Genomic DNA, 24,529 nt, shown 5'->3' with positions numbered 1-24,529 from the left:
TGACGGCCCCCGCCCGCTGCGGCCAGCATCGGGGCATGCGCACGGTGCTTGCCCTTTGCCTGATCTTCCTTGCCCCGGTGACCCGGGCTTGCGAAACCGCGCTGCTGCTGTCGATCGACGTGTCGCAATCCATCGACGTGTCAGAATACCGATTACAGGTGGACGGGCTGGCCGATGCGCTGCGGGATCCCGAGATCGTCGATATTCTGGTTCGGGACAACGTGGCGCTGTCGGTGGTGCAATGGTCCGGCCCCGATGCGCAGCAGGTGACGATCCCCTGGGTCCGCATCCGCACCGCCCTTGACGTGCGGGCGCTGTCAGACCGCGCCCGCGGGATGCAACGGGCGTTCCTGATGTCGAACACCGCCCCGGCAGAGGCTCTGGACATCTCGTTGCGGCAATTCGGGCAAGTTGCCGATTGCAAGCGCAAGATCGTCGATATCTCTGGCGACGGCACCGCAAACGCGGGTTCAGAGGTCGCCCCCTTCCGTCGCCGGGCCGAACGGCTGGGGATCACCGTCAATGCCATCGCGATCGAGGGCCTGGGCGTTGCGATCACCAACTATTACTCCCGCAAGGTCATCACCCGCGACGGGTTCGTGATCACGGCGCGCGGCCATCGCGACTATCCCCGTGCGATCCGGGAAAAGATCCTGCGCGAAATCAGTCAGGTGATCAGCTAGTCATGGTACCGTCACATCCCTGCGGATAGAAACGCGCGATGACACCCAGCCTGCCCTACCTCGCCCGCGTCTTTGGCCGTATCGGCATCCTGTCTTTTGGCGGTCCCGCGGCGCAGATCGCGCTGATGCACCGTGTGCTGGTCGAGGACGAAGGCTGGATCGAGGACCGCCGTTTCCTCGATGCGCTGGGGTTTTGCATGATGTTGCCGGGGCCCGAAGCGATGCAGTTGGCCACCTGGTGCGGCTGGCGTCTGCGCGGTGTGCCCGGTGGATTGATCGCAGGTGGGTTGTTCGTGCTGCCCGGCGCGTTGGTGGTGGGCGCGCTGGCGCTGCTTTACGCGGCCTTCGGCACTGCCCCGCAGGCCGTAGCGTTGATGCTGGGGGTAAAAGCTGCGGTGATCGCCATTGTGGCGCAGGCGCTGATCCGGCTCGCCGGCAAGGCGCTGACGGGCCGGCCACAGCGGTTGGCTGCGGTTCTGGCCTTTGCCGCGATCTTTGTACTGAACCTGCCGTTTCCGCTGATCGTGCTGGCCGCCGGTGCCTGGGGCTGGCTTGGCACGCGCGCTTCGGAAACCCCAGCCACGCCCTGGCCCGCCGGTGCCACCAGCCTGCGACGGATCGCGGCCTGGATCACGCTTTGGCTGGCGCCCTTGGCTGTCTTGGCTGGCTTGGGTCAGGAACTGCTTCTTGCGTTGGGGCTGTTCTTTGCAAAATTGGCCGTTGTCACCTTCGGCGGCGCCTATGCAGTGCTGGCCTACATGTCCCAAGAGGTCGTCAGCGCGCGTCATTGGTTGGATGCCGCGCAGATGGTCGATGCGCTGGGATTGGCGGAAACAACACCGGGGCCGCTGATTCTGGTGACACAATTCGTGGGGATGCTGACCGGGTACAGCGCCGGGGGCTGGGGGATGGCGCTGGTCGCGGGGCTGGTCACATTGTGGATGACTTTCGTGCCGTGTTTCTTGTGGATCTTTGCCGGCGCCCCCTATCTTGACGCGGTCACCAGTCGGGCGCGGCCGGCGGCGGCACTGGCGATGATCTCTGCCGCTGTTGTCGGTGTCATCCTGAACCTTGCGTTGTGGTTTTCGCTACATGTCCTGTTTGTGCAGGTACAAACGGTCAGCTTGGGGCCATTCGCGCTGCCCCTGCCCGTGCTGCACAGCCTGTCGCCCACGGCGCTGGCGCTTGCAGTCTTGGCCTTTGGCCTTGTGTTCGGTGCCAGGCGCGGGCCGCTTTTGGTGGTGCCGGTGATGGGCTTTGCCGGTTGGCTGGGCGGTCTGATCTGATCGGCACATTTGCCGCGCGCCAAGGCTTTTCCTTGGCAGAAAAAGCTATATGCTGGCCGTAACGTAATGGGGGATCACCTGCATGACCGGAAGCATCGACTACGGCAAACTTATGCACAAGGCCATGCGCGGGCTGATTCAAGAGGTGCTGGCCGGGGTTCAGGCCGACGGTCTGCCTGGCGATCACCATTTCTTCATCACCTTCGACACCGGCCACCCCGACGTGGAAATCGCGGACTGGCTGTCGGACCGCTATCCCGGCGACATGACGGTGGTGATGCAGCATTTCTTCGAAGACCTCGACGTCAGCGACGAAGGCTTTGCCGTAACGCTGAATTTCGGCGACTCGCGCGAGCGTCTGTATATTCCTTACGACGCGATCAAGACATTCGTCGATCCGGCGGTGGAATTCGGCCTGCGCTTTGAATCGCAGGATGAGGACGACGAAGACGAAGATGAAACCGCCCACGATGCGCCGGAAGAGCATGAGGTCAAACCCATGCCCGAACACCGCCCCGTCGCCCATGCCAAGGCAGACGAAAAGGACGCCCCGCACAAGGACGCCGAAATCGTCAGCCTGGACAAATTCCGCAAATAAAGCCGCCTGCACGGTCGCAAGGACCGGAAAGCTGCGGATGTTAACGGTATCCCGTGGTATGCCGTCTTGCGTTTCGCCGCGCAGCCGCTAAGACACCTGCAACCCTTGGCTTGGAGGAGTGATCCCGTGACCGCAACCCGTACCGAAACCGACAGCTTTGGCCCGCTCGAGGTCCCCGCAGACAAGTATTGGGGCGCACAGACCCAGCGGTCGATCCTCAACTTTCCCATCGGCTGGGAAAAGCAGCCGGTGCCGATCATCCGCGCGCTTGGCGTGGTGAAAAAGGCCTGCGCGCAGGCCAACCTTGAACTGGGCACCATCGACAAGACCGTGGGCGATGCCATCGTGGCCGCCGCGACCGAAGTGATCGACGGCAAGTTCGACGACAATTTCCCGCTGGTGGTCTGGCAGACCGGGTCGGGCACGCAGTCCAACATGAACGCCAACGAGGTGATCTCGAACCGCGCGATCGAGATGCTGGGCGGCGTGATGGGCTCGAAAACGCCGGTGCACCCGAACGATCACTGCAACATGGGCCAGTCGTCGAACGACACGTTCCCGACGGCGATGCACGTGGCGATTGCCATGCAGGCGCGCGACGTGCTGTTGCCGGGCCTGCGCAAGCTGCACGCCGCGCTGGCCGCGAAATCCGAGGATTTCAAGGACATCATCAAGATCGGCCGGACCCACACCCAGGACGCCACCCCGCTGACCCTGGGCCAGGAGTTTTCCGGCTATACCCACCAGGTCGCCAAGGGCATCGAACGGGTCGAAGCCTGCCTGGGCGACATCTATGAACTGGCGCAGGGCGGCACCGCCGTAGGCACCGGGCTGAACACGAAAAAGGGCTGGGCCGAGATGGTCGCGGCCAACATGGCCGAGATCACCGGCCTGCCCTTCGTCACCGCGCCGAACAAGTTCGAGGCGCTGGCGGCGCATGATGCGATGGTCATGTTCTCGGGCGCGCTGAAGACCGTGGCGGCCTCGCTCTTCAAGATCGCCAACGACATCCGCCTGCTGGGGTCCGGTCCGCGCTCTGGCCTGGGTGAGCTGATCCTGCCGGAAAACGAGCCCGGTTCGTCGATCATGCCGGGCAAGGTCAACCCGACCCAGGCGGAAGCGCTGACCATGGTTTGCGCCCATGTCATGGGCAATGACGCGGCGGTGGGCTTTGCCGGCAGCCAGGGCCATTTCGAGCTGAACGTCTATAACCCGATGATGTCCTACAACGTGCTGCAGGCGATGCAGCTTCTTGGCGATTCAGCATCGGCCTTCACCGACAACATGGTTGTCGGGATCGAGGCCAATGTCGCCCGCATCGACAAGCTTATGAAGGAATCGCTGATGCTGGTGACGGCGCTGGCACCGACCATCGGCTATGACAATGCCACCAAGGTCGCCAAGACCGCGCACAAGAACGGCACCACGCTGAAGCAAGAGGCGATTGCGCTGGGTTTCGTGGACGAGGAAACCTTTGACCGGATCGTGCGGCCAGAGGATATGATCGGACCGAAATAACCGATTTTTCGGCGAAAAATCGGTGGGGGGCTCTGCCCCCCACACCCCCCGGGATATTTGCGGCAAGATGATGGAAAAGCGGGTTTGGCTGGAATTGGGCACGAAACCCGTTAGACTTGGCGCATGAGTACCGTCGTGAACCTCAACAAGGCCCGCAAGGTCAAAGCCCGCGCCGAGAAGAAGGTGCGAGGCGATCAGAACGCCGTCAAATTCGGGCGCAGCAAGGCCGAGAAAGCGCTTGAGAAAGCGCGGGCCGAGAAAGCCCGGCGCGATCTGGACGGACACGAAGCGGAATGAGCACCCGACCGGTCAAACGGTCGCTGACCCTGCACGGGCATCGCACAAGCGTTTCGCTGGAAGAACCGTTCTGGCAAGCGTTCCGGGATATCGCCGAAGAACGCGGCCTTGCGTTGAACGCGCTGGCCGCCGAGATCGACGAGACGCGCGATATCGAAACCGGGCTGGCCACCGCGATCCGGCTGTTCGTGCTGGACTGGTACCGGGCGCAGCTGGTCTAGCGCGGGTCGATCCGCAGGTGGATACCGTCGCGGGCGCGCACGGTCAGGTGGGCGACGGGTTCGGGCGGGACCGTGGCGGTGACCCGCAAGTCGCGCAGGATCAGCGACAGCAAGAGCGGCCCTTCGACCATGGCGAACCCTGCCCCGGTGCAGACGCGCGGGCCGGTGGAGAAGGGAATATAGGCGTCGCGGGCGCATTGGCGGCCATTGTCCGTGGCCCAGCGCGACGGGTCGAAACCGTCGGGATTGTCCCACATCCGTTCGTGGCGATGCAGGTGCCAGGGCGAGATCACCATTTGCGATGTCACCGGGATATCGCGGTCGCGAAAGCGTTCCGGGCAGGCGTTTTCGCGCACCATCATCGGCACCGGTGGGTAAAGCCGCAGGGTTTCGCGGAACACGTCGCGCGACAGTTTCAGCGCTGACATCTCGGAAAAATCGCCGGTCTTCAGCGCTTGCGCCTCTGCCGCGACCCTGTCTTGCCAATCGGGATGCGTGGCCATGAGGTACAGCGCCCAGCCCAGCGCCGACGCGCTGGTTTCGTGGCCTGCGAGGAAGAAGATCGCCACCTGGTCGACCATTTCCTGCGCGTCGAACGTGTGGCCTGTTTCCGGGTCGCGGGTCGTCATGATCTTGGTCGCCAGATCATCCGGGGCGGTGCCGGCCGCGATCTCGGCCAGGCGGCGTTCGGTCATGTCGGTGATCAGGGCGCGAATGCGGGCGGCGGCGGCACGGGTTTTTCGGCGGTGCGGGCGCGGCATCCAGCGCGGCAGGGGGACAAGGGCGGCGAGGTTCAGCAAGGGCTGGGTGCGCTGGTAGGTGCGGAATTCGTGAAAGACCCGGGTCGCCACCGCGTCCTCGATCGGGAGCGAGAACAGCGTCCGAAAGATCACGTCGGCGGCGGCGTGGCTGCAGTCTTCCTCGACCTCGACCACCTGGCCCGTGCGTGCCTTGAGCCGCGCCAGCGCCGACTGGCCCGCCGCCCACATCGCCGGGTAGGTGTCGCGCAGCCGCCCGCCTTCGAAGGCCGGGTCGATGATGCGGCGCTGGCGTTCCCACAGCGCGCCATTGGTCAGAAAGACGGAATTTCCCAGCAGCGGGCGCAGCCCTTCACCGATGCGGGTGGATTTCGGAAAGTCCCCGGGGCGGTCCTTGAGCACGGTTTTGACCAGGTCCGGCTGGTTCAGCAGGTAGGACCGGAAGAAGGGCGTGCGAAACGCCGCCATCCAGGCGCGGTACAGCCGCGCCGGCTGCGCCGACAGGATATCCTGCCGGAACAGCCGCACATAGCGCCAGAGCGACACCTTGTCGGGCCGCGCCTTTGGTTTCGGTGGGGTCATGCGGCTGTGCTCGTGTATTTCGACACCGCATGGTCGATGCGGCTGGCAGAGGCCGGGCGCGCAGCATAGCGATCGGCCAGCGTCAGCGGCCCGGCGGTGATCTGGAAGTAATCGTAATCCAAGGGCCGGTCAAAGGCGCAAAGATACTGGAAATGCAGCCGGAAGAACCGCCAGCGCAGCGCCTTCCAGCGCTCGGGCGACAGCGATTTGGTGAACTGCGCCGAAAAGACCAGCGGCCAGCGCTTGTTGTCGGGGGCGACGCCCGAGACGCTGACCGGATCGCACAGCGCAAAGGCGCACCCGTCGCCGGGGGCGGTGACATCGACCCAGGTCAGTTCCTCGCGCGCGGCCAGGAACCGCAGATCGGCACGCAGACGGTCGGCCCTGGGCAGGAACGACACCATCGGTACCACCTGCCCCAGGCTGAGGAACGACAGGACCGGACCGTTGGCCGGCACCCTGCCCGCGCGGATCAGATCGGCCAGGATCGACACTGCCAGGTGCGCGCCCGACGAATGGCCGACGATCAGAACCTCGTCAGTGTCGCTGGTCAGGGCCTCGGCGATCGTGTCGGCGAATTCGGCCAACCGCGTTTCCAGTTCGGGCGGGTTGGCGCCATTGAGCTGGGCGGAAAAGGCATAGTCATGCATCAGGTAGTAGGCAAAGACCCTGCCATCCTTGCGCCGGAACCAATCGAGCGCGGCCCAGCCCAGCACAAGCCCGGCAGCCCCGCCCAGAGCCATCCCGGGCAACCCCGGCACCAGCCAGCGCGCCAGGGCGACCACGCCAAGGCCCAGGCCCGATGCGATCAGCGCCTGAAGCAAAAGGAAGACCACCGGGTAAAGCGCGGCGATCACCGGCCCCTTGCGCAGCCGCATCAATCGCCACAACGCGCCTGACCCGATGTAGGCCCAGGCGGTGCGCACCAGTTGCAGGTAGGTGGCGGGGATCGAAGTGTTCATGCTGTCGCGCACCAGATCGGCCCAATAGAGCACCTGCACCTCGGCAGTCACCGGCTGATCGTCTATCCGGGCCGCCACTTGCCAGCCGTACCCACCCTTGATCGCCTTGGGCTTCAACCCGATCTCGTAACCCGAAATCGCGGCCTGTTCGGCGGCTTCCTTGCGATAGAGTTCCCGATACCGGCGCGGGTGAATCGGATCGAACCCGGGGATATAGAACACCCGGCGATGGCGGACTGTGGAACGGTCTGAACTCATGGCGCACCTGTTTCGGTTCGCGCCAGCCTAACGTGGCAATCCGGCAAGACTATGGCGCCCGGCGACAATCGGGGCAAATCACCCCGATTGTCCATGCCTTGGCCACCAGCGGGGTCAGCCCGCGTCGTGATGCGAAATCGAAGCGTCCAGCAGGGTACGGGTATAGGGGTGCCGCGCCCGCAACTGTCGCAGGTCGTCCTGGGTCATCACTTCGACGATTTCGCCCTGCTGCATCACCGCCAGCCGGTCGCACATATGCGCCACCACCGGCAGGTCGTGGCTGACCATGACGTAGGTCAGCTTGTGTTCCTCGCGCAGGTCGGTCAGCAGGTTCAGAATTTCCGCCTGCACCGACACGTCCAGCGCCGAGGTCGGCTCGTCCAGCAGCAGGATATCGGGTTCGCCGGCCAGCGCACGCGCAATGGCCACACGCTGACGCTGGCCACCGGACAACTGATGCGGATAGCGGAAGCGAAAGCGGTTACCCAGGCCCACATCCTGCAAAAGCTTTTCCACCCGCTTGTTGATATCCTTCATGCCTTGCAGGTGCAGCGTTTCACTCAGCACCTGGTCGACCGACTGGCGCGGGTGAAGCGAGGCATAAGGGTCCTGGAACACCATCTGCACGCGCTTGTAGAAGGCGCGCGACCGGCGATGGCCTTGCAGCGGTTCGCCTTCGACCCGGATCGTGCCCGACCAGGTCGGCGCCAGGCCGGTGATCGCCCGTAAGATGGTGGACTTGCCCGACCCGCTTTCCCCCACAAGGCCAAAACTTTCGCCCCTTGCGACGCTGAAGGCCGCGTCGCGCACCGCATCGACGCGGTCGACGCCTTCGCCGAACCAGATATTCAGGTTCTCGATCTCGATCATGCTCATTGGCCGGTCTCCAGCGGGGCGTCTTTCCAGGCGTCATCGCGTTGCAGAACGTCAAGGTACTTGCGGGGTTGATCAAGACGCGGCAGCGAGTTCAGCAAGCCCTGCGTATAGGGATGCTGCGCCTCGTGCAGCTTGCCGGCCTCACAGACCTCGACGATGCGACCGGCGTACATGATCAGCACCCGGTCGCAGAATTCCGAGACAAGGTTCAGGTCGTGGCTGATGAAGATCAGCCCCATGCCGCGTTCACGCACCAGCCCGTCCATGATCGCCAGCACCTGCCGTTGCACCGATACGTCCAGCGCCGAGGTGGGTTCATCCGCGATCAGCAGTTGCGGATCGGGGATCAGCATCATGGCGATCATGATGCGCTGCCCCATGCCGCCCGACACCTCGTGCGGATAGGCCCGCATGACGCGGTCCGCATCACGGATCGACACGGCTTCCAGCATCTCGACGGATTTCTGGCGCGCTTCAACCCGGCTGCCTCCGGGGTTGTGCAAGCGATATGACTCCATCAGTTGTTCGCCGACAGTCATCACCGGGTTGAGCGAGAACTTGGGGTCCTGCATCACCATGGTGATCTGCTTGCCGCGCACAGATCGCATCTGTTTCTCGGTCAGGTCCAGCAGGTTCTGGCCATTGAGCGACACATGCGTCGCCTCCACGATCCCCGGTTCCCGGATCAGCCGCAGGATGGCGCGGCCGGTCATCGACTTGCCCGAGCCACTTTCACCGACGATGCCCAGCCGTTCCTTGCCAAGATCGAAGGAAATGCCGCGCACCGCGTCGAAGATGCCCTGGCGGGTGGGGAAGCGGACCCAGAGGTCCTTGACACTCAGCAGGGTCATTGGTTGCCTCCGTCCTTGGGGTCGAGCACGTCGCGCAGGCCGTCACCCAGCAGGTTGAAGGCCAGTGACACGGTAAAGATCGCAAGCCCCGGAATGGTAGCAACCCACCAGTGATCCAGAATGAACCGGCGCCCTTCGGAAATCATCGCGCCCCATTCCGGACTGGGGGGCTGCGCCCCAAGACCAAGGAAACCCAGACCGGCAGCGGCCAGGATGATCCCCGCCATGTCCAGCGTCACCCGCACGATCAGCGACGAGATGCACAGCGGCCAGATGTGTTTCACGATGATCCGGCCCGCGCCCGCGCCCTGCAGGCGGATGGCGGCGATGAAATCGGAATTGCGGATGGTCAGCGTTTCCGCCCGGGCGATCCGGGCATAGGGCGGCCAGGCGGTCAGCGAAATCGCCAGAACGGCGTTTTCGATCCCCGCGCCAAGCGCGGCAACGAAGGCCAGCGCCAGAACCAGCCGCGGAAAGGCCAGGAAAACATCGGTAAGGCGCATCAGCACGACATCGACCCAGCCGCCGGTATAGCCCGCGACAGTCCCGACCAACAGCCCGGCCAGCGGTGCGATCAGCGCCACTAGGGCCACGATATACAGCGTGATCCGGCTGCCGTAGATCAGCCGCGACAGGATATCCCGGCCAAGGCTGTCAGTCCCCAGCAGATGGCCTTCCGCCCCGATTGGCAGAAGGCGGCCCATCAAATCCTGTTCGAACGGATCATGTGGCGCCAAGAGCGGCGCAAACAGCGCCACCAGTACCAGCAGCACAAGGATGCCAAGGCCGAGCATCGTCATCGAATTGCCGCGCAGCGACAGCCAGCCCTTGTAAAGGCTGGACAGCCGCGCCTGCCGGCGCGAGGCCGGGGCGTCTGTCAGCAGCCATTGTCGCAAAGTCGTTTCGGTCATTTCGCCCTCGGGTCAAAGAACCGGTAGAGGAGGTCCGAAAAGATGTTCAGGCAGACAAAGATCAGCCCGACAACGACGGTCCCGCCCAGAACGGCATTCATGTCGGCGCTCAGCAGCGCGGTGGTGATATAGCTGCCGATGCCCGGCCAGCTGAAGATGATCTCGGTCAGCACCGACCCTTCCAGCAGCCCGGCATAGGACAGCGCGATCACGGTGATCAGCTGCACCCGGATGTTGCGGAAAACGTGTATCCAGATCACCTGCCGTTCCGACATGCCTTTCACCCGCGCGGTGGTGACATATTCGGAATTCAGCTGTTCCAGCATGAAACTGCGGGTCATCCGGCTGATATACGCCAGCGAATAATAGCCCAGCAGCGACGCGGGCAGGATGATGTGGGAAAACGCATTCTTGAACACGCTGATGTCGCCCGCAAGCAGGCTGTCGACCAGGATCATGCCGGTCACCGTGGGCACGATGTCTTCATAAAAGATATCCAGCCGCCCCGGTCCGCCGACCCACCCCAGAACGCCGTAAAACACCAGCAGCCCCATCAGGCCCAGCCAGAAGATCGGCATCGAATATCCGATCAGGGTCACGACCCGGGCCAACTGGTCGATCCAGCTGCCGCGTTTCACGGCGGAAATCACGCCCAGCGGCACCCCCAGCACGACCCCGATGAACACGCCCAGCGTGGCCAGTTCCATCGTTGCGGGAAAGACGCGGCGAATGTCTTCGGACACCGGGTGGGCTGTCAGCAGCGACATGCCGAAATCGCCCCGCACCACATCCGAAAGATAGTAAAGAAACTGAACGACCAACGGCTTGTCCAGCCCAAGGTCGTGAAAGGCGGCGTCATAGACTTCTTTGCTGGCGCGTTCGCCCACGATGGCCAGAACCGGGTCCAGCGGCATCACCCGCCCGATCAGGAAGGTGACGAACAAAAGCCCCAGCATGGTTGCCGCAACCGTGCCCGCCGTGACCAGCACGCGGCGCAGCCATGACGGAAGGGGCGCCACGCGGCGCCCCCCCTTGTCGGTATCTACCGAAGCCATTTACTTGGTTACCTGCCAATAGGACGCCGAGGTGATGGCCTGACCACCCGAGAAGTTGGTCACTCCGTCCTGCATCGCGTTCTGTTCGATCTGCTGGGCCACGATGATGAAGGGCGACGTTTCGCGGAATTCGGCCTGGATGTCCTGATACATCGCGGCGCGCTTGTCGCGGTCGTTTTCGACCACCGCATCCAGCACCTTCTGGGTCATGTCGCCCGGATCCCACGCATTCCGCCAGGCCAGCAGGCCGGTCGCGCCCGCTTCGTCGGAATTGTCGGGGTTATAGGCAAAGGTGCCCGCGTTGGTCTGCGGATCCGGGTAATCCGGGCCCCAGGCCCCAACATACACGTCCAGTTCACGGGCACGGTACATGCCCAGGATCTGCTTGCCGGTACCCACCGTCAGGTTCAGTTTGATGCCGACCTGAGCGGCGGTGTTCTGCACGCTTTGCGCGATTTCCAGACGTTCCTGCGCTTCACGCACGCCGACATTCAGTTCCAGCCCGTCAACTCCTGCTTCGGCCAGCAGGGCCTTGGCTTTCTCGACGTTCAGCGAGAACGGGTTTTCATCCGACGCGCCCAGATAGGTGGCCGGCAGGAAGTTCTGGTGAACGGTATACTGGCCCTTCAGGAAGGACTGGGTCATGCCTTCGTAGTCGACCAGGTACTTGAACGCTTCGCGCACTTCGGGCTTGGACAGCACCGGGTGCTTCTGGTTCAGCGACAGGTACATCAGACGGCCCTTGAGCTCGTCCAACACCTTCAGCCCGGCTTCGCCCGTGACACCTGCGATGTCTTCGGGGTTCAGGTTGCGGGCCACGTCGATATCGCCGCGTTCCAGCAACAGGCGCTGCGACGCGGATTCCTGCACATGGCGGATGATCACGCGCTCCATCGCCGGGGCGCCGCGATAATAGGTCGGGTTGGATTTCAGGGTCACGCTTTCATTGGGCTTCCAGCCCATCAGGGTATAGGCGCCGGAGCCCGCCGCGTTGGTCTTGAGCCAGCCATTGCCCAGGTCGCCGTCCATGTCATGTTCCATGACGGTCTTCTTGTCGACGATGCCACCGATCGTGGCGGTTAGGCAGTTCAGCACGAACGAGGTCGCATAGGGCTTGTCGGTGGTGATCGACACGGTATCGCCATCGGCCTTGATGGTTTCGGCCACGTTGTCGGCGGTAAAGCCGAACTGGGTCAGGATGAAGGCCGGGGTCTTGTTCAGCAGAACTGCGCGCTGCAGCGAGAATTCCACGTCTTCCGCGGTGACCGGGTTGCCAGAGCTGAAGGTCAGCCCGTCGCGGATCTTGAAGGTGATGGTCTTCTTGTCCTCCGAGACCGTCCAGCTTTCGGCGATTTCCGGCTGGTAACCGGCATTGAGGTTCAGCGGATCGAAGTTCACCAGCTTCATGTAAAGATTTCGGCTGACGTCGCCGCCGGCGAATTCAAAGCTTTCCGCCGGGTCCAGCGTGGTGATGTCGTCGATGCGCATGGCCACGACCAGCATGTTGGCCGGGGTTTCGGCAAAGGCCGCCGGTCCCGCCATCAGGGCAAGGCCGATTGCGGCGCTGCCCATCAAGTTCTTCATCAGGGTCATTTGATAGTACCTCTCCTGTCAGTTCGTCTTTCGGGTTTCGGTTTCTTCGTTATTGGGGGTGGCACATCAGCCGCCCCAGGTCTTGGCCAGCACACGCAGCCAATTGCCGTGGCACAGCTTTTCGATCAACTCTGCCCCGTATCCGTGTTCGTCCATCGCCGCCCTCAGGTTCGGCAGGTCTGCGATGGTGGTGATCGCTTCGGGCACCTTGGCCCCGTCATAGTCCGACCCCAGACCAACGCGGTCCTCGCCCAGGATCGCCATCAGGTGATCAAGATGGCGCATCATGGTCTCCAGCGTGACACTGGTGTCCATCTGGCCGTCGTCGCGCAGGAAGGCGACGGCATAGTTCAGCCCGACCATACCATCGCTGTCGGCAATCGCGCGCAACTGATCGTCGGTCAGGTTGCGCGAATGGTTCGACAACACCCACGCATTGGAATGGGTCGCTACCAATGGCGCATCGGAAATCCGGGCCACGTCCCAGAACCCTGCTTCGTTCAGGTGCGACAAGTCTACCATGATCCCCAGTTCATTGCACCGCCGGACCAGCCGTGTGCCGAAATCGGTCAACCCGCCGCCAATGTCGGGGCTGGACGGAAAACGGAACGGCACACCTTCGCCGAACACGTTCGGGCGGCTCCAGACTGGGCCAAGCGACCGAAGTCCTGCGGCATAGAGCACATCAAGCGTGTGCAGGTCACTGTCGATGCCTTCCGCGCCCTCGATATGAAAGATCGCCGCCATGATCCCCGAATCCATCGCGGCGCGGATATCGCCGGCGCTGCGGCAGACCTTCAACGCACCAAGCCGTTCAAGCTCAAAAAGGATCGCGGCCTGGTTCAGCACCACTGGCACCGCGTCTTCCCAGTCGATCGCATCGGGCAGCGCCAGGTCATAGCTGGGCTGGGTCATCGCGTCGAATTTCTCGTCCAGATCGACGGGCGATGGCACGAAAACCGCGAAGAATCCGCCTCCGAAGCCACCGGCCTTCGACATCGGCAAATCAATCGCCCCGTCCAGACCTTCCAGGAACTGGCGTGCATGCGCCGGACCGCCAGCGCGGTAAAGTTTCAAAAGCAGATCATTGTGCCCATCAAAGATGAGCGGGCGTGTCGGAGACATCGATAACACCTTTTTAGACGACGCCCCGATGGTGACCGACGGTTGACGCATAGCCCAGAAAAAAGGCTATGATAAAAACGCATAGAGGTAGGAGCTTTTCAGAACATGGCGCAGACCCGGCACAGCAAGCGCTGGCACTCGATTTCCGAATACGAGGCCCTTAGGGCATTGATGCAATCGGGCACGACGACCGCCGCCTCGGCGCAACTGGGCCTGTCCCAATCGGCGGTCAGCCGGTCGATCTCGACGCTGGAGGCGCGGCTGGGCTGCACATTATTTGAGCGCGATTCCGGCCGTCTGCGCCCGACGCAAGAGGCCGTTCGCCTGAATCGGCGGCTTGATTCGCTGTTCGACGCTCTTGATCTGATCGACGGTCCGGCCGAACCGGTGCAGGAAACCCTGCGCCTGATCGCACCGCCGACCTTTGCCCACAGGTTCCTGGTGGGTCAGATCAACACGTTCCTGCGTACCAACCCGCACATCTACGTCAGCTTCGAGGTCAACACCTCAGAGGAAGTGGTGCGCGGTATTCTGGACGACCGGTTCGACCTTGGGGTTTTCGGTGTCGACAGCACCCGCGCCGGGGTCAAGACCGTGCCCTATCGCGTGGCGCAGGCGGTCTGCGCCATGAGCCGTGATCACCCGCTGGCCAACCGCGCGGAAGTCCGCCCCGAGGACCTTCACGGCGTCGATCTGATCCAACTGTCCAAACGCCACGCCCGGCGCAACCAACTGGACAGGCTGCTGGCGCAGGCCCGCGCAAAGCCGCATGTCGTGGCCGAGGTATCCACCTCTTTCGCGGCGTCCGACCTGGCACGTGAAGGGTTGGGCGTGGCGATCATCAACCCGTTCCCACTGTATCACTACCGCGCCGACGATACCGCCTTTGTGCCGTTCACCTCGCCAATCTCGTACCGGGTGAATTTTGCCATTTCCGATCACCACGCCATTCCGCGCAGCGTGCGCAGTTTCATGCGACACCTGCGGCTGAACACGCCTACGGACCCGTTTTCGCGCAAAGCCTGAGCCCCAAAGCCCCCGGTTTCGCGCCCGATCGCTGACAGCCCTGCCTGTCAGCGGCGGATCGCCTGCACCCTCGGAATTTTTCAAACGCCGCCGAAACACCCCGTGCGGGCCCAAAAGCAGACACAATTTGACTCGAAATAGAGGCAACGAGTGTTGCCTGTTTTGTACCCTGTTCGCTGGTTTCCCAATCAACTGCTCCGCGAGCCCCGCTGGCCACCGCCAACGAGGACCACGTTCGCGCCCGAATACCTGGAGGTTCCATGCCAACGACTCAGACCGCTCTTGTCGGTAATTTTGACAACAACGAAATCAACGGCACCAACGAGTCCGACATCATGGCAGGTCTGCCCGGTGACGACACGCTGAACGGCAACGACGGTGCCGATCTGCTGTTTGGCGACGCGATGGCCGCATCCGCCATGAACATACAAACCTCCAGTGCAAACGTGACCTTTGACGGCGGCCAGCAAAACGCCTCGGTCACGCTGACGCTGCCCGATGCCACCACCTGCGACACCGTGATCGCCGAAGGCATCATTTCCAAATCGGTGATGGTTGACCCGCTGAACGTCGCGGTGATCATCGACGTGTCCGGCTCGACCGGCGGGTCCGCTGGCGATCTGGACAACGATGGCGACAACGAACGCATCCTCGACGCTGAAGTTCAGGCGCTCAAGACACTGGTCACCGCGTTCGTCGACGACCTGCAACGCCCCGACGCGAATTTCAGCCTGATTGCCTTTACCAACTATGGCTGGATCGTCGGCACCTATACCGCTGGCCAGGACGACAACAACAACGGCACGCTCGACATCGTCGATGCCGCCAACACCCTGCGCCCGCTCAGCACCACCAACTACGAAGCCGGGCTTCAGCAGGCCATCAGCTATCTGAACACCCAGAACAGCAACGGCGGCGAAAACCTCGTCTATTTCATGTCGGACGGCCAGCCCAACGTACCGAATTCGGACCCGTCGTCTTATACCGATGAGGTCGCGACGCTGATCGACCCGAACGGCCTCGACGCTGAAATCATCGCGCTTGGATTTGGCGCGGGGCTGACGGATGACTCGCGCCTCGACTATGTCGATGATGGACTGCGCAACAACTCGGTCGACGTCATCCTGGACTATGACCAGATCGACAATACGATCCTGCAATCGCCGGTGGATGCCGCCGGGATCGACCGGGTCGAATTCTATCTGAACGGCGCTCTGCACAGCACGCTGTCCCCCGACGCGCTGGAACAGACCCCGCTTGGTCTGCGCTACGAAGCGGTCATCGACGGTCTGGAAACCGGCGCTGACGACGTGATCGAAGTGCGTGTCGTAATGAATGACGGCAGCTCGACAGTGGTCGCCAGCAGCCAGACCGTCGAGGAAGGCACCCAGGTCTGCCCCGAAGGCGACGACGATCTGAACGGCGGCGCAGGTGCGGACACGCTGCGCGGCAACGGTGGCAATGACGATCTGGACGGCGGCACAGGCAACGACATCCTGACCGGCGGCGCGGGCTGCGACACCTTCCGTGGCCGCACCGACACCGGCACCGATACCGTGACCGACTTTACCCTTGGCTCTGATCGGGTGGTGATCGAAGGCGTGGACGAAGGCGATATCACCCTGTCCTACGATCCCGACACCCAGATCGCCACGATCACCTGGCTGGGCGGTGCGCCGGATGACCGGATCGTGCTGACCGGCATCACCGAAACCCCGATCCTGGGGCAGGTTCTGTACGGTTGCGCATGGGATGCGCCGCCGATTGCGCGGGACGATACCCAGACGATGGACGAAGACACGTCGATCGTGCTGACCCTTCTTGACAACGACGGCCACCCCAACGCCGACCCGCTGACCGTGGTCGCCGCGTCGGTACCGCCGGAACAGGGCACCGTGACGTTGAACCCCGACGGATCGGTCACCTTTGCGCCGACGCAGGATTTCAATGGCACCGTGGAAATCGCCTATACCGTCGAAGACCCTGACGGCGACCAGGACAGCGCCATTCACACCGTTGTCATCAACCCGATGGACGACGCTCCGGTGGCGCGCAACGACCGCGACACCACGAACGAAGACACACCCATCGTCCTGAACGTTCTGGCCAACGACAGCCATCCGGATGGCGATGACCTGACCGTGATCGCGGCCAGTGTCCCGCCCGAGCAGGGCTCGGTCGAGGTCAACAACGATGGCACCGTCACCTTCAACCCGGCCCCCGACTTCCACGGGACCGCGGTGATTTCCTACATGGTCGAGGACGCCACCGGCGACCGCGCAAGCGCGGCCCACTTCGTCACCGTCGATCCGGTTCTGGACGGCCCGCAGATCCTGACCGAAGACGTCTGGTTCCACCAGGTGTCCTGCACCGCTCGTGCCGATGACGGCATCGACGCAAGCTGGAGCTATCACGGCGGCAGCGGCAAGCTGGACCTCAAGATCACCATGCCGATCGAAGCGCTGTTCGGCGAAGACGGTCCGTTCACCTTCGAGGGCATCGATACCACCGCCTACGAAGATGTGTTCGCGGCGCTTGGCGTGACCGGGCTTGACACGCTCAAGGTTGATGTCGACGACGACATGATCCGGCTGGAATTCGGCGCTCGCGACTTGTCGCTGACCCCGGCCCAGCTTGACGCCCTGCCCGACGCCTTCGAAACCACCGCAACCGTGAGCGATGCCAACGGCAAGCAGTTTTCGATCAATATCTGCCTGGCGGCGGACGAAACCCGCGTGGCTTCGCCCATCGCGCTGGACCTGAACGGCGACGGCGTGATCGGTGTCACCGGCCCGTCAACCGCGCGCGACCGCGTCGACACCACCATGGGCAACACCGTGGTGTTCGACATCGACGGCGATGGCACGCTGGAACGGATCGAATGGCTTGCCGGCGACGGCGACGGCCTTCTGATCGACGACAGCGACGGCAGGGCCGCCGTGGACATGGACGGCAGCCGCCTGTTCGGCGACGAAGGCGGCATGTATGTCAATGGCTATGAAAAACTGTCCCTTCGCGACATTGATGGCAACGGCGAACTGATCGGTTCGGAACTCGACGGGCTTGCGCTGTGGATGGACGACGGCGATGCCGTGGTCGAATACGGTGAAATCCAGTCCTTTGACTCCTATGGTGTGATCGGCCTGTGGGTCGACTACCAGGAAGTGCCGAACGCCCGTGGCGAAACCCTGATGCAGTCCTTCGCGACCCTCGCAGGCAGCGGCGGCTCTGCCCCCGCACCCGGGGACATCGCTGTGCCCCCGTCGGAACTGGAAGAGCCCGACGTCAAGGACGATATCATCCACGCCGATGGCTTTGCTCCGGCCTATTACAGCACCGAGGCGCGCCAGGTGTACCGCCTGTACGAAGCCACGCTGGGCCGCGAACCCGACAAGGGCGGGCTGCTCAGCTGGACCCAAGCGCTCGCCGAAGGCGGCACCAGCCTGAACGATGTTGCCCGCGCCTTTGTCAACAGTGCCGAATTCAGCGCCGCCTATGGCCCGCTCGACAACGAAGACTTCGTTTCGCTGCTGTACTGGAACGTTCTGGGCCGCGCCCCGGATGCCGGCGGACTGGCAAGCTGGCTGGACCTGCTTGACGACGGTGCGTCGCGTCAAAGCGTTGTGCTGGGCCTTTCGGAAAGCGCCGAGTTCAAGGCCACGACCAACGCAGATGCCCAAAGCTTTGTCGAAGCACAGACCCAATCGCTGTGGGCCGACGACGTGTTCCGTATGTACCAGGCCACGCTGGACCGCGCACCGGACCTTGGCGGCTTCCTGACGTGGACCGACAACTTGGCTTCGGGCTGGGACTATCAGCAGGTTGTGGCCGCCTTCGTCAACGGACTGGAATTCCAGGCAACCTATGGCGCGCTCGACAACGGCGAATTCGTCAACCTGCTGTATCAAAACGTTCTGGACCGCGATGCCGATGCCGGTGGCCTGGCAAGCTGGACCTCCGCACTGGACGGCGGCACATCGCGCGCCGCCGTGGTGCAAGGCTTCGCCCAAAGTTCGGAATTCGTGGCCAGCAGCTCCGCAGCGCTGAAGGACTGGGTCCGTGCGCAAGGGGTCGATGACACCATCGAACCCGGCAACGGCGACAACATCGTTTCGGGTGGCATCCTTGCAGACATGTTCGTCTTCGATGCCGACGAAAACGGCGACACAGTCGTGCTGGACCTCGAAGCCTGGGACTACCTGCGGTTCGACGACTTCGGCTATGGCTCCATGGCTGACGCCCTGGCCGACATGGATCAGGACGGCGCCGACGTCGTGTTCCGCGCACAAGGTGTCATGGTGACCTTCGAAAACACCACCCTGGCCGAGTTCACCGACGACATGTTCGTCTGATCCTGGCCAACACCAGCCAAAAAGAACCGGCCCCCCGATCGCAGGATCGGGGGGCCGGATTGGCTTTGCGCAGGTCAAGGCCCGACACCCAGCCCGTCCCGGTGCAACGATTGCTCTGGCATCAACGTCCCGCCGCCGTCGGCGTGCCCCCCCAAGGTTGCGCAGCACCGATTGTCCAGGCAGCACGCTCGACTGGTCCGGCACGGCCCATCGTACAGGAAAACCGTAGAACCGTACAAAAGCGCGACGTCGCAATGGTCCGCCCAAGCCTGTTCAAGCCTGTCCAATCGGGACGCGGCAGACAGACGGCGGGCAACGGTCAGGCGTCTTGGCCCGGCGCTTTGCGGGATCGGCATTGAAACCGGTCCGGTCAGCGCGGTTTACCTTGAAGCTTGGGCGCTGATCGACTTTGTGCTGGTCGATCTCCTGCCGGCCAATATCCTTTGACCGATCCGCTGCCCCAAGGCCGCAGACTCGGAAAAAATGTTGTGATCCGGCCAGTTTCGGTTTGAACCTTCCGCGATTCTCGCGGTTTCATGGTGGCGCGTCGTCCGCCCCTGCCGGGGTGACAGCCGCCAAGTCCGACTTGTCAGAAAGGTTTCGCATGGTCACCCGTCGCTTCATGATCGTCGCCCTCTCCACGCTTGCGGCCCCTGCGCTTGTGCGGCCAGCCTTTGCCGCGCCAAGCCAATGGGACGCGTGGGATGCGCAGATCACGCCCGAGGATTTCGTGCTCGAAACCAGCAACCCCTGGGGTCTGCACCCGCGCCTGTTGCCACGCCGGGTCGCCGCGAACGCCGGGCTGAAGCCTGGCGATATCCATGTCGACGCGGTGGCGCGCTATCTTTACCACATCCAGGACGACGGCAGCGCGATGCGCTATGGCGTGGCCATCGGGCGTGACGGGCTTTATGAACCGGGGGTCTACACCATCCGGCGCAAGACCAAGTGGCCAAGCTGGACGCCCACCGCCGCCATGGTCAAACGCGAGCCCGAGCATTATGCCCACTGGGCCGATGGGATGCCCCCCGGGCCCGGCAACGCGCTCGGGTCACGCGCGCTCTATCTTTATGTTGGCAACCGCGACACTTATCTGCGGATTCACGGAACGCCCGCGCCGCGCTCGATCGGCACCCGCGCAAGCTCGGGCTGCGTGCGCATGGTCATGGCCCATATCAACCAGCTTTATGACCACGTTGATACCGGCGTGACCGCGTATCTTTACCCGACCGACGGCGGGCCGCTGTAAACCGGCCGCCGCACCTTTCGCACGGACGAGGGCCGGAAAACCGGCCCGGCCTCAGCCCTGTGGCCGGGTGCAGATCGGGCTGCCGTTTGTCGTGCGCAGCGGCAATTCGGTGGTTTCGACTGGCCCTTTGTGCATGTACCAGTAACAGCCGTCTTCGGCCCGGATGCGGGCAGTGGTCAGGTCCTGGAACGGGGCCGCGATCGACGACACGGATTCTGGCACGGTGATCCCGCCCCCCGAACCGGGCACCGGTTCGCAGCCTGCAAGGCCAAGGAAAATCAGGGGTCCCGCGATAAATGCCAGGGGTTTGGTCATGGTTTGCCCGCTCCGGTTCGACAGATTTTGTGACACGGTTGCATTCCCCGGTCACAGGGGCAAGACCGCCCGTGCGACAGATGCACCGACATTTGCACAGGTGTCGCAACGGGAACCCAGTCGGACCCGGGCGCGGTGGTCAGACCTGCCGGACCACATCGGTGACCGTGCCATCGCGGTATTCCGACAGCGCGACGATCCGGCCCGTGGTCGCGCGCCGGGGCAGACGTTCGGCCCGCGCCTGTGCCAGCCGGTGCAGGTCCGCAACGGGAACCGGCGACAGGCCCGCCGCGCGGAACCTGTCGGCCAGATCGTCCCGTGCCGGGTTCACCGCAATACCGGCGTCGGTGACAACCACGTCCACCGTCGTGCCCGGCGTGGTCAGCGTCCCGACCCGGTCGACAAGTTTCGGGTATCCCGCTGCCGTCAGCCGTGTCGTGACGACGGTCAGTTTCGCCCCTGCCGCGGTGTCGGCATGGCCCCCCGATCCGCCGATGATGACCCCGTCGGCCCGAGTGGTGACATTGACGTTGAAATCAAGGTCGACCTCCGCCGCGCCAAGGACGACCGCATCAAGGCGATCCACCACCGCGCCGCGGTCACGCGGATTGGCATAGGCCGAGGCCGACATGCCCTGGTGCCGGGGATCGCAGCGGAACGACTCGACCGCGCGCAGGTCGAAACACTGGACATTCAGCAGGCTACGAAACAGCCCGGCTTCCAGCATGTCGACGTGGAAACCGGTGATCCCGCCGCTGGCGAAACTGCCGGTAATCCCGCGCGCGGTCATCCGGTGACCGATCTCTGCCGCCGTGGCCAGCGACGCGCCCCCTGCCCCGTTCTGCAGCGAAAACCCGTCCACCAGCAGCCCGCTGGCGTCGATCACAGCGGCGGCGGTGCGCGCGATGGCCAGATCCTCGGGCTTGTCGCTGGGACGCGTGGTGCCCGACAGGATGCCCGTGATATCGCCCAGCCGCGGCAGGGTCACGACGAAATCCACATGGTCCTGCGCGATCTGGATGCGTGGCGCGGGATAGGCGACCAGCGTATCGGTCACCGCCACCACCTTACGGGCAAACAGCGCGTCGCATTGCGGATAGCCCAGCACGCCAAAGGCGCAGGGCCCCTCGGTCCCGCTGATGTTGCCCGCGGGATCGGCGGCAGGCGCGGCCACGAAGGCGGCGTCGATCTGCAGCTCTCCGCCCCGGATCGCCCGGGCACGGCCACCATGGGTGCGCAGGGTCACGGGCTGGGCCAAGGCGCCGGTCGACACCGCCTGCGCCACCGGGCCCGACAGAAAATTGGTGCACAGGCCCGTCACCACACCGGTTTCGATATGGCGCACCAGCGGCGCATGCACCGGGAAGATCGACGAAGCCGCGATGTGCAGCCCGCGCAGACCGGCGCGCGCGGCGGCGTCGATCACCGCCAGCATCACCGCATCGCCGTTGCGCAGGCGGTGGTGAAAGGACAGGAACGCCCCGTCGCGCAGCCCCAGCGCCCGGATCGCGGCGTCAAGATCGGGCAACAGCTTCGCATCCGCCGCGCGGTTGGTCTTGGCGATATGGCCGATCTTGCCCGGCCCGTCGATGTTGCTGCGCATGGTGCCCCTCTCTCCCGGCGGGTTGCCCCGTCAGGACAGGTTGATGGCCGCGGGCGCGCGGTTTGTCCATCGCCGTCTTGCCCCGGCCTGCGGCAGTCGCGCCCTTGCCCTTCGCACGGGTCTGCCTAAGATCGGGCCAAACGATCAAGACCCGGAAAGCCCGTGACGCCCGAATTCGTCTCCAGCCCGATCTATCGCGAAACCGGTTATCGCGGGAACCACCCGCTGGCGATCCAGCGCATCGGCTCGGTGCTGACCTTGTGCGAACAGCTGGGCTGGCTGCCGCATCCGGGCTATCTCGACAGCCCGGCCGCGACGCGCGAACAGCTGCTGCAGTTCCACGATGCCGCCTATCTCGACGCGCTGATCGCCGCCGACGCGCGCGGCAAGGCCCACCCGCAAGAGCGCGAGACCTATGCGCTTGGCACCCTGGAAAACCCCATTTTCCCCGGCCTTTACCAGCGCGCGGCCACGTCTGTCGGCGGGTCGATCCTGGCCGCGGAACGGGCGGCGCAGAGGCGCACGGTCTATCACCCTTCGGGCGGCACACATCACGCGCTGCACAACCGTGCCTCGGGGTTCTGTTTCTTCAACGACCCGGTGTTTGCCGTGCTGACCTTGTTGCAGCAGGGCAAGCAACGCGTGCTGTACGTCGATCTGGATGCCCATCACGGCGACGGGGTCGAGGCCGCCTTTGCCGGTGACGAGCGGGTTTTCCTGATCTCCACGCACGAGGCCAACCGCTGGCCCTTTACCGGGCTGGTCGAGGACCGGGCGGGCGGAAATGCGCGCAACCTGCCGGTGCCGCGCAATCTCAACGATACCGAGATGGACCGGATCATGGCCGAGGCCGTGCTGCCGCTGGCGCGTCGGTTCGCCCCGGACGCCGTGGTCATCACCTGCGGTGCCGATCCGCTGCTGGGCGATCCGCTGTCGTCGCTGGAACTGTCCAACACCTGCCTGTGGGATGCGGTCATGGCGCTGGTCGGGCTGGTGCCGTCGGCGGTGGTGCTGGGCGGCGGGGGGTACAACCCCTGGACGGTGGCGCGGTGCTGGACCGGGCTTTGGGGCCGGATCGCCGGGCTGACCATACCCGACAGGCTGCCGCCCGCCTCTGTCGCTTACCTACAGTCACTGACCTCGGACCTTGTCGATGACGAGGACGACATGCTGCCGTGGTGGCACGAAACCCTGGCCGATCCGCGCAACGACGGGCCGGTCCGCCCCGAGATCGATACGCTGATCCGCACGGTTCTGGCCTGAACAAAGCTTGCGGCACACAGGCCGGATCGCGATAGATTGTTGCCCCGGCGCAAAAGATAGCATTACATGTGAAAAAGCAGATATGAATCGCGGGGAGGGCGAGGCATGGGCTTGTGGCTGGATCGGCTGACCGGGATCGAAGATCTCGAAGATGCGGAATTCGACGCGGCGCTGGTCGCGGACATGCAGGCCGAAGCAGCGCGGCGGCCGCTGCCGTCGATCCGGTTTTCGACCCCCACGTTCAAGGAATACAACAACGAGGAAATCCAGGGCTGCGGCAAGAACCAGTTCCCGGCCTTTTCGATCACCGGTGCGGGCTGCGCGCTGGATTGCGACCATTGCCAGGCCAAGATCCTTGAACCGATGATCCCCGCGATCAAGCCCGAGGACCTGGACCGCAAGGTGCGCGACCTGATCCTTTTGCAGAACCTGCAGGGCTTTCTTCTGTCGGGCGGATCGAACCGCCGCAACGAGATCCGCTATGAACGGTTCTACCCGGTGATCGAGGGGCTGAAGCGCGACTTCCCCCACCTCAAGATCGCCATTCACACCGCCCTGACCGATGCCGCCGGCGCCAAGCGCATGGAAGCGGCGGGCGTGGATACCGCGATGATGGACGTGATCGGCGCGCAGGAAACGATCAAGCAGGTCTACCACCTGGACCGCCCGGTCGCGGATTTCGAGGAAACGCTTGCCGCGCTGACCGCCACCACGATGGAAGTTTCGCCGCATATCGTCGTCGGCCTGCACTACGGCGAGATCCTGGGCGAGGAAACCGCGCTCGACATGGTCGCCCGCTACCCGGTCAACGCGCTGGTGCTGGTGGTGATCATGCCGTTCTACGCCAAGCCCGGCACGTTCAAGACGCCCTCGACCTCGGACGTGGGCCGTATTTTCCTTGAGGCGCGCAAGCGCATGGGCGACCGGCAGGTGCTGCTGGGCTGCGCCCGTCCGCCGGGCATGCACAAGCGCGTCACCGACGCCTATGCGATCATGGCGGGGCTGGATGGCATCGCCTTCCCGGCCGAAGGCGCGCTGGCGGTGACGCAGGCGATTGGCCGGCCTTACACGCAGGAACACGCCTGCTGTTCGATCAAGATCGGCGACCTTGGTCCCCGCGCCAAATCCACCTGCGCGGCCTGACCCG

21 protein-coding genes are annotated in these 24,529 nt (G+C 63.9%); 11 read left to right on the top strand and 10 right to left on the bottom strand.

What is annotated here, in order from left to right; all coding sequences use genetic code 11:
* The first annotated feature begins 35 nt into the window (after window positions 1–35).
* The 6 genes from VK792_RS02705 to VK792_RS02680 all read left to right on the top strand — a co-directional run bounded on the left by VK792_RS02705 (window position 36) and on the right by VK792_RS02680 (window position 4,603).
* Window positions 36–683 carry a DUF1194 domain-containing protein gene (locus VK792_RS02705; RefSeq protein WP_326295808.1) on the top strand — a complete coding sequence of 216 codons (648 nt, stop codon included), beginning with the start codon at window positions 36–38 and terminating at the stop codon, window positions 681–683.
* A 38-nt stretch (window positions 684–721) separates the two neighbouring features.
* Window positions 722–1,969, top strand: coding sequence for a chromate efflux transporter (gene chrA / locus VK792_RS02700; RefSeq protein WP_326295807.1), 1,248 nt, complete (start codon window positions 722–724; stop codon window positions 1,967–1,969).
* Between the two features lie 82 nt (window positions 1,970–2,051).
* Window positions 2,052–2,567, top strand: coding sequence for an SspB family protein (locus VK792_RS02695; protein ID WP_326295806.1), 516 nt, complete (start codon window positions 2,052–2,054; stop codon window positions 2,565–2,567).
* A 126-nt stretch (window positions 2,568–2,693) separates the two neighbouring features.
* Complete coding sequence (fumC, locus tag VK792_RS02690; protein ID WP_326295805.1) at window positions 2,694–4,085, top strand: class II fumarate hydratase; 1,392 nt, start codon at window positions 2,694–2,696, stop codon at window positions 4,083–4,085.
* Window positions 4,086–4,208: 123 nt separating this feature from the next.
* On the top strand, window positions 4,209–4,382 hold the full coding sequence (locus VK792_RS02685) for a DUF4169 family protein (RefSeq protein ID WP_326295804.1): 174 nt from the start codon (window positions 4,209–4,211) through the stop codon (window positions 4,380–4,382).
* Window positions 4,379–4,603: a ribbon-helix-helix domain-containing protein gene (locus tag VK792_RS02680; RefSeq protein WP_326295803.1), complete on the top strand. Its 225-nt coding sequence runs from the start codon at window positions 4,379–4,381 to the stop codon at window positions 4,601–4,603. The genes VK792_RS02685 and VK792_RS02680 overlap by 4 nt, the downstream gene beginning before the upstream one ends.
* Here VK792_RS02680 and VK792_RS02675 read toward each other — a convergent pair.
* The 8 genes from VK792_RS02675 to VK792_RS02640 all read right to left on the bottom strand — a co-directional run bounded on the left by VK792_RS02675 (window position 4,600) and on the right by VK792_RS02640 (window position 13,574).
* The gene (locus tag VK792_RS02675) at window positions 4,600–5,943 is read right to left on the bottom strand and encodes a cytochrome P450 (protein WP_326295802.1); all 1,344 of its coding nucleotides are present in this window, start codon (window positions 5,941–5,943) and stop codon (window positions 4,600–4,602) included. The two genes, VK792_RS02680 and VK792_RS02675, sit on opposite strands and share 4 nt — an antisense overlap.
* Complete coding sequence (locus tag VK792_RS02670; protein ID WP_326295801.1) at window positions 5,940–7,163, bottom strand: hypothetical protein; 1,224 nt, start codon at window positions 7,161–7,163, stop codon at window positions 5,940–5,942. Before VK792_RS02670 ends, VK792_RS02675 begins: the two co-directional genes overlap by 4 nt.
* A gap of 114 nt (window positions 7,164–7,277) precedes the next feature.
* The gene (locus tag VK792_RS02665) at window positions 7,278–8,039 is read right to left on the bottom strand and encodes an ABC transporter ATP-binding protein (protein WP_326295800.1); all 762 of its coding nucleotides are present in this window, start codon (window positions 8,037–8,039) and stop codon (window positions 7,278–7,280) included.
* The gene (locus VK792_RS02660; RefSeq protein WP_326295799.1) at window positions 8,036–8,890 is read right to left on the bottom strand and encodes an ABC transporter ATP-binding protein; all 855 of its coding nucleotides are present in this window, start codon (window positions 8,888–8,890) and stop codon (window positions 8,036–8,038) included. The genes VK792_RS02665 and VK792_RS02660 overlap by 4 nt, the downstream gene beginning before the upstream one ends.
* Window positions 8,887–9,801 carry an ABC transporter permease gene (locus tag VK792_RS02655; protein ID WP_326295798.1) on the bottom strand — a complete coding sequence of 305 codons (915 nt, stop codon included), beginning with the start codon at window positions 9,799–9,801 and terminating at the stop codon, window positions 8,887–8,889. The genes VK792_RS02660 and VK792_RS02655 overlap by 4 nt, the downstream gene beginning before the upstream one ends.
* Window positions 9,798–10,856, bottom strand: a complete 1,059-nt coding sequence (locus VK792_RS02650; RefSeq protein ID WP_326295797.1) for an ABC transporter permease — start codon at window positions 10,854–10,856, stop codon at window positions 9,798–9,800. Before VK792_RS02650 ends, VK792_RS02655 begins: the two co-directional genes overlap by 4 nt.
* The gene (locus tag VK792_RS02645; protein WP_326295796.1) at window positions 10,857–12,449 is read right to left on the bottom strand and encodes an ABC transporter substrate-binding protein; all 1,593 of its coding nucleotides are present in this window, start codon (window positions 12,447–12,449) and stop codon (window positions 10,857–10,859) included.
* Window positions 12,450–12,515: 66 nt separating this feature from the next.
* Window positions 12,516–13,574, bottom strand: a complete 1,059-nt coding sequence (locus VK792_RS02640) for a dipeptidase (protein ID WP_326295795.1) — start codon at window positions 13,572–13,574, stop codon at window positions 12,516–12,518.
* A gap of 105 nt (window positions 13,575–13,679) precedes the next feature.
* Here VK792_RS02640 and VK792_RS02635 point away from each other — a divergent pair, with 105 nt between their 5' ends.
* The 3 genes from VK792_RS02635 (at window position 13,680) to VK792_RS02625 (ending at window position 20,201) form a co-directional block, all read left to right on the top strand.
* On the top strand, window positions 13,680–14,600 hold the full coding sequence (locus tag VK792_RS02635; RefSeq protein ID WP_326295794.1) for a LysR family transcriptional regulator: 921 nt from the start codon (window positions 13,680–13,682) through the stop codon (window positions 14,598–14,600).
* Between the two features lie 260 nt (window positions 14,601–14,860).
* Complete coding sequence (locus tag VK792_RS02630) at window positions 14,861–18,952, top strand: DUF4214 domain-containing protein (RefSeq protein ID WP_326295793.1); 4,092 nt, start codon at window positions 14,861–14,863, stop codon at window positions 18,950–18,952.
* Window positions 18,953–19,556: 604 nt separating this feature from the next.
* Window positions 19,557–20,201: a L,D-transpeptidase gene (locus VK792_RS02625; RefSeq protein ID WP_326295792.1), complete on the top strand. Its 645-nt coding sequence runs from the start codon at window positions 19,557–19,559 to the stop codon at window positions 20,199–20,201.
* A gap of 51 nt (window positions 20,202–20,252) precedes the next feature.
* Here the strand turns inward: VK792_RS02625 and VK792_RS02620 are convergent, their stop codons facing one another.
* Both VK792_RS02620 and VK792_RS02615 read right to left on the bottom strand, forming a co-directional pair.
* Complete coding sequence (locus VK792_RS02620) at window positions 20,253–20,516, bottom strand: hypothetical protein (protein ID WP_326295791.1); 264 nt, start codon at window positions 20,514–20,516, stop codon at window positions 20,253–20,255.
* 139 nt (window positions 20,517–20,655) lie between these two features.
* A complete protein-coding gene (locus VK792_RS02615; protein WP_326295790.1) occupies window positions 20,656–22,119 on the bottom strand; it encodes a citrate lyase subunit alpha in 1,464 nt (487 codons plus the stop codon).
* A 162-nt stretch (window positions 22,120–22,281) separates the two neighbouring features.
* On the opposite strand from VK792_RS02615, the gene VK792_RS02610 reads away from it, so the two are divergent.
* Complete coding sequence (locus VK792_RS02610; RefSeq protein ID WP_326295789.1) at window positions 22,282–23,382, top strand: acetoin utilization protein AcuC; 1,101 nt, start codon at window positions 22,282–22,284, stop codon at window positions 23,380–23,382.
* 105 nt (window positions 23,383–23,487) lie between these two features.
* On the top strand, window positions 23,488–24,525 hold the full coding sequence (locus VK792_RS02605; RefSeq protein WP_326295788.1) for a radical SAM protein: 1,038 nt from the start codon (window positions 23,488–23,490) through the stop codon (window positions 24,523–24,525).
* The last annotated feature ends 4 nt before the right edge of the window (window positions 24,526–24,529 follow it).

This window comes from Mesobacterium hydrothermale, assembly GCF_035818635.1.
In the GTDB taxonomy this organism is placed as follows: Bacteria; Pseudomonadota; Alphaproteobacteria; order Rhodobacterales; family Rhodobacteraceae; genus Mesobacterium_A; species Mesobacterium_A hydrothermale.
This window is presented reverse-complemented; position numbering and strand designations above follow the sequence as displayed.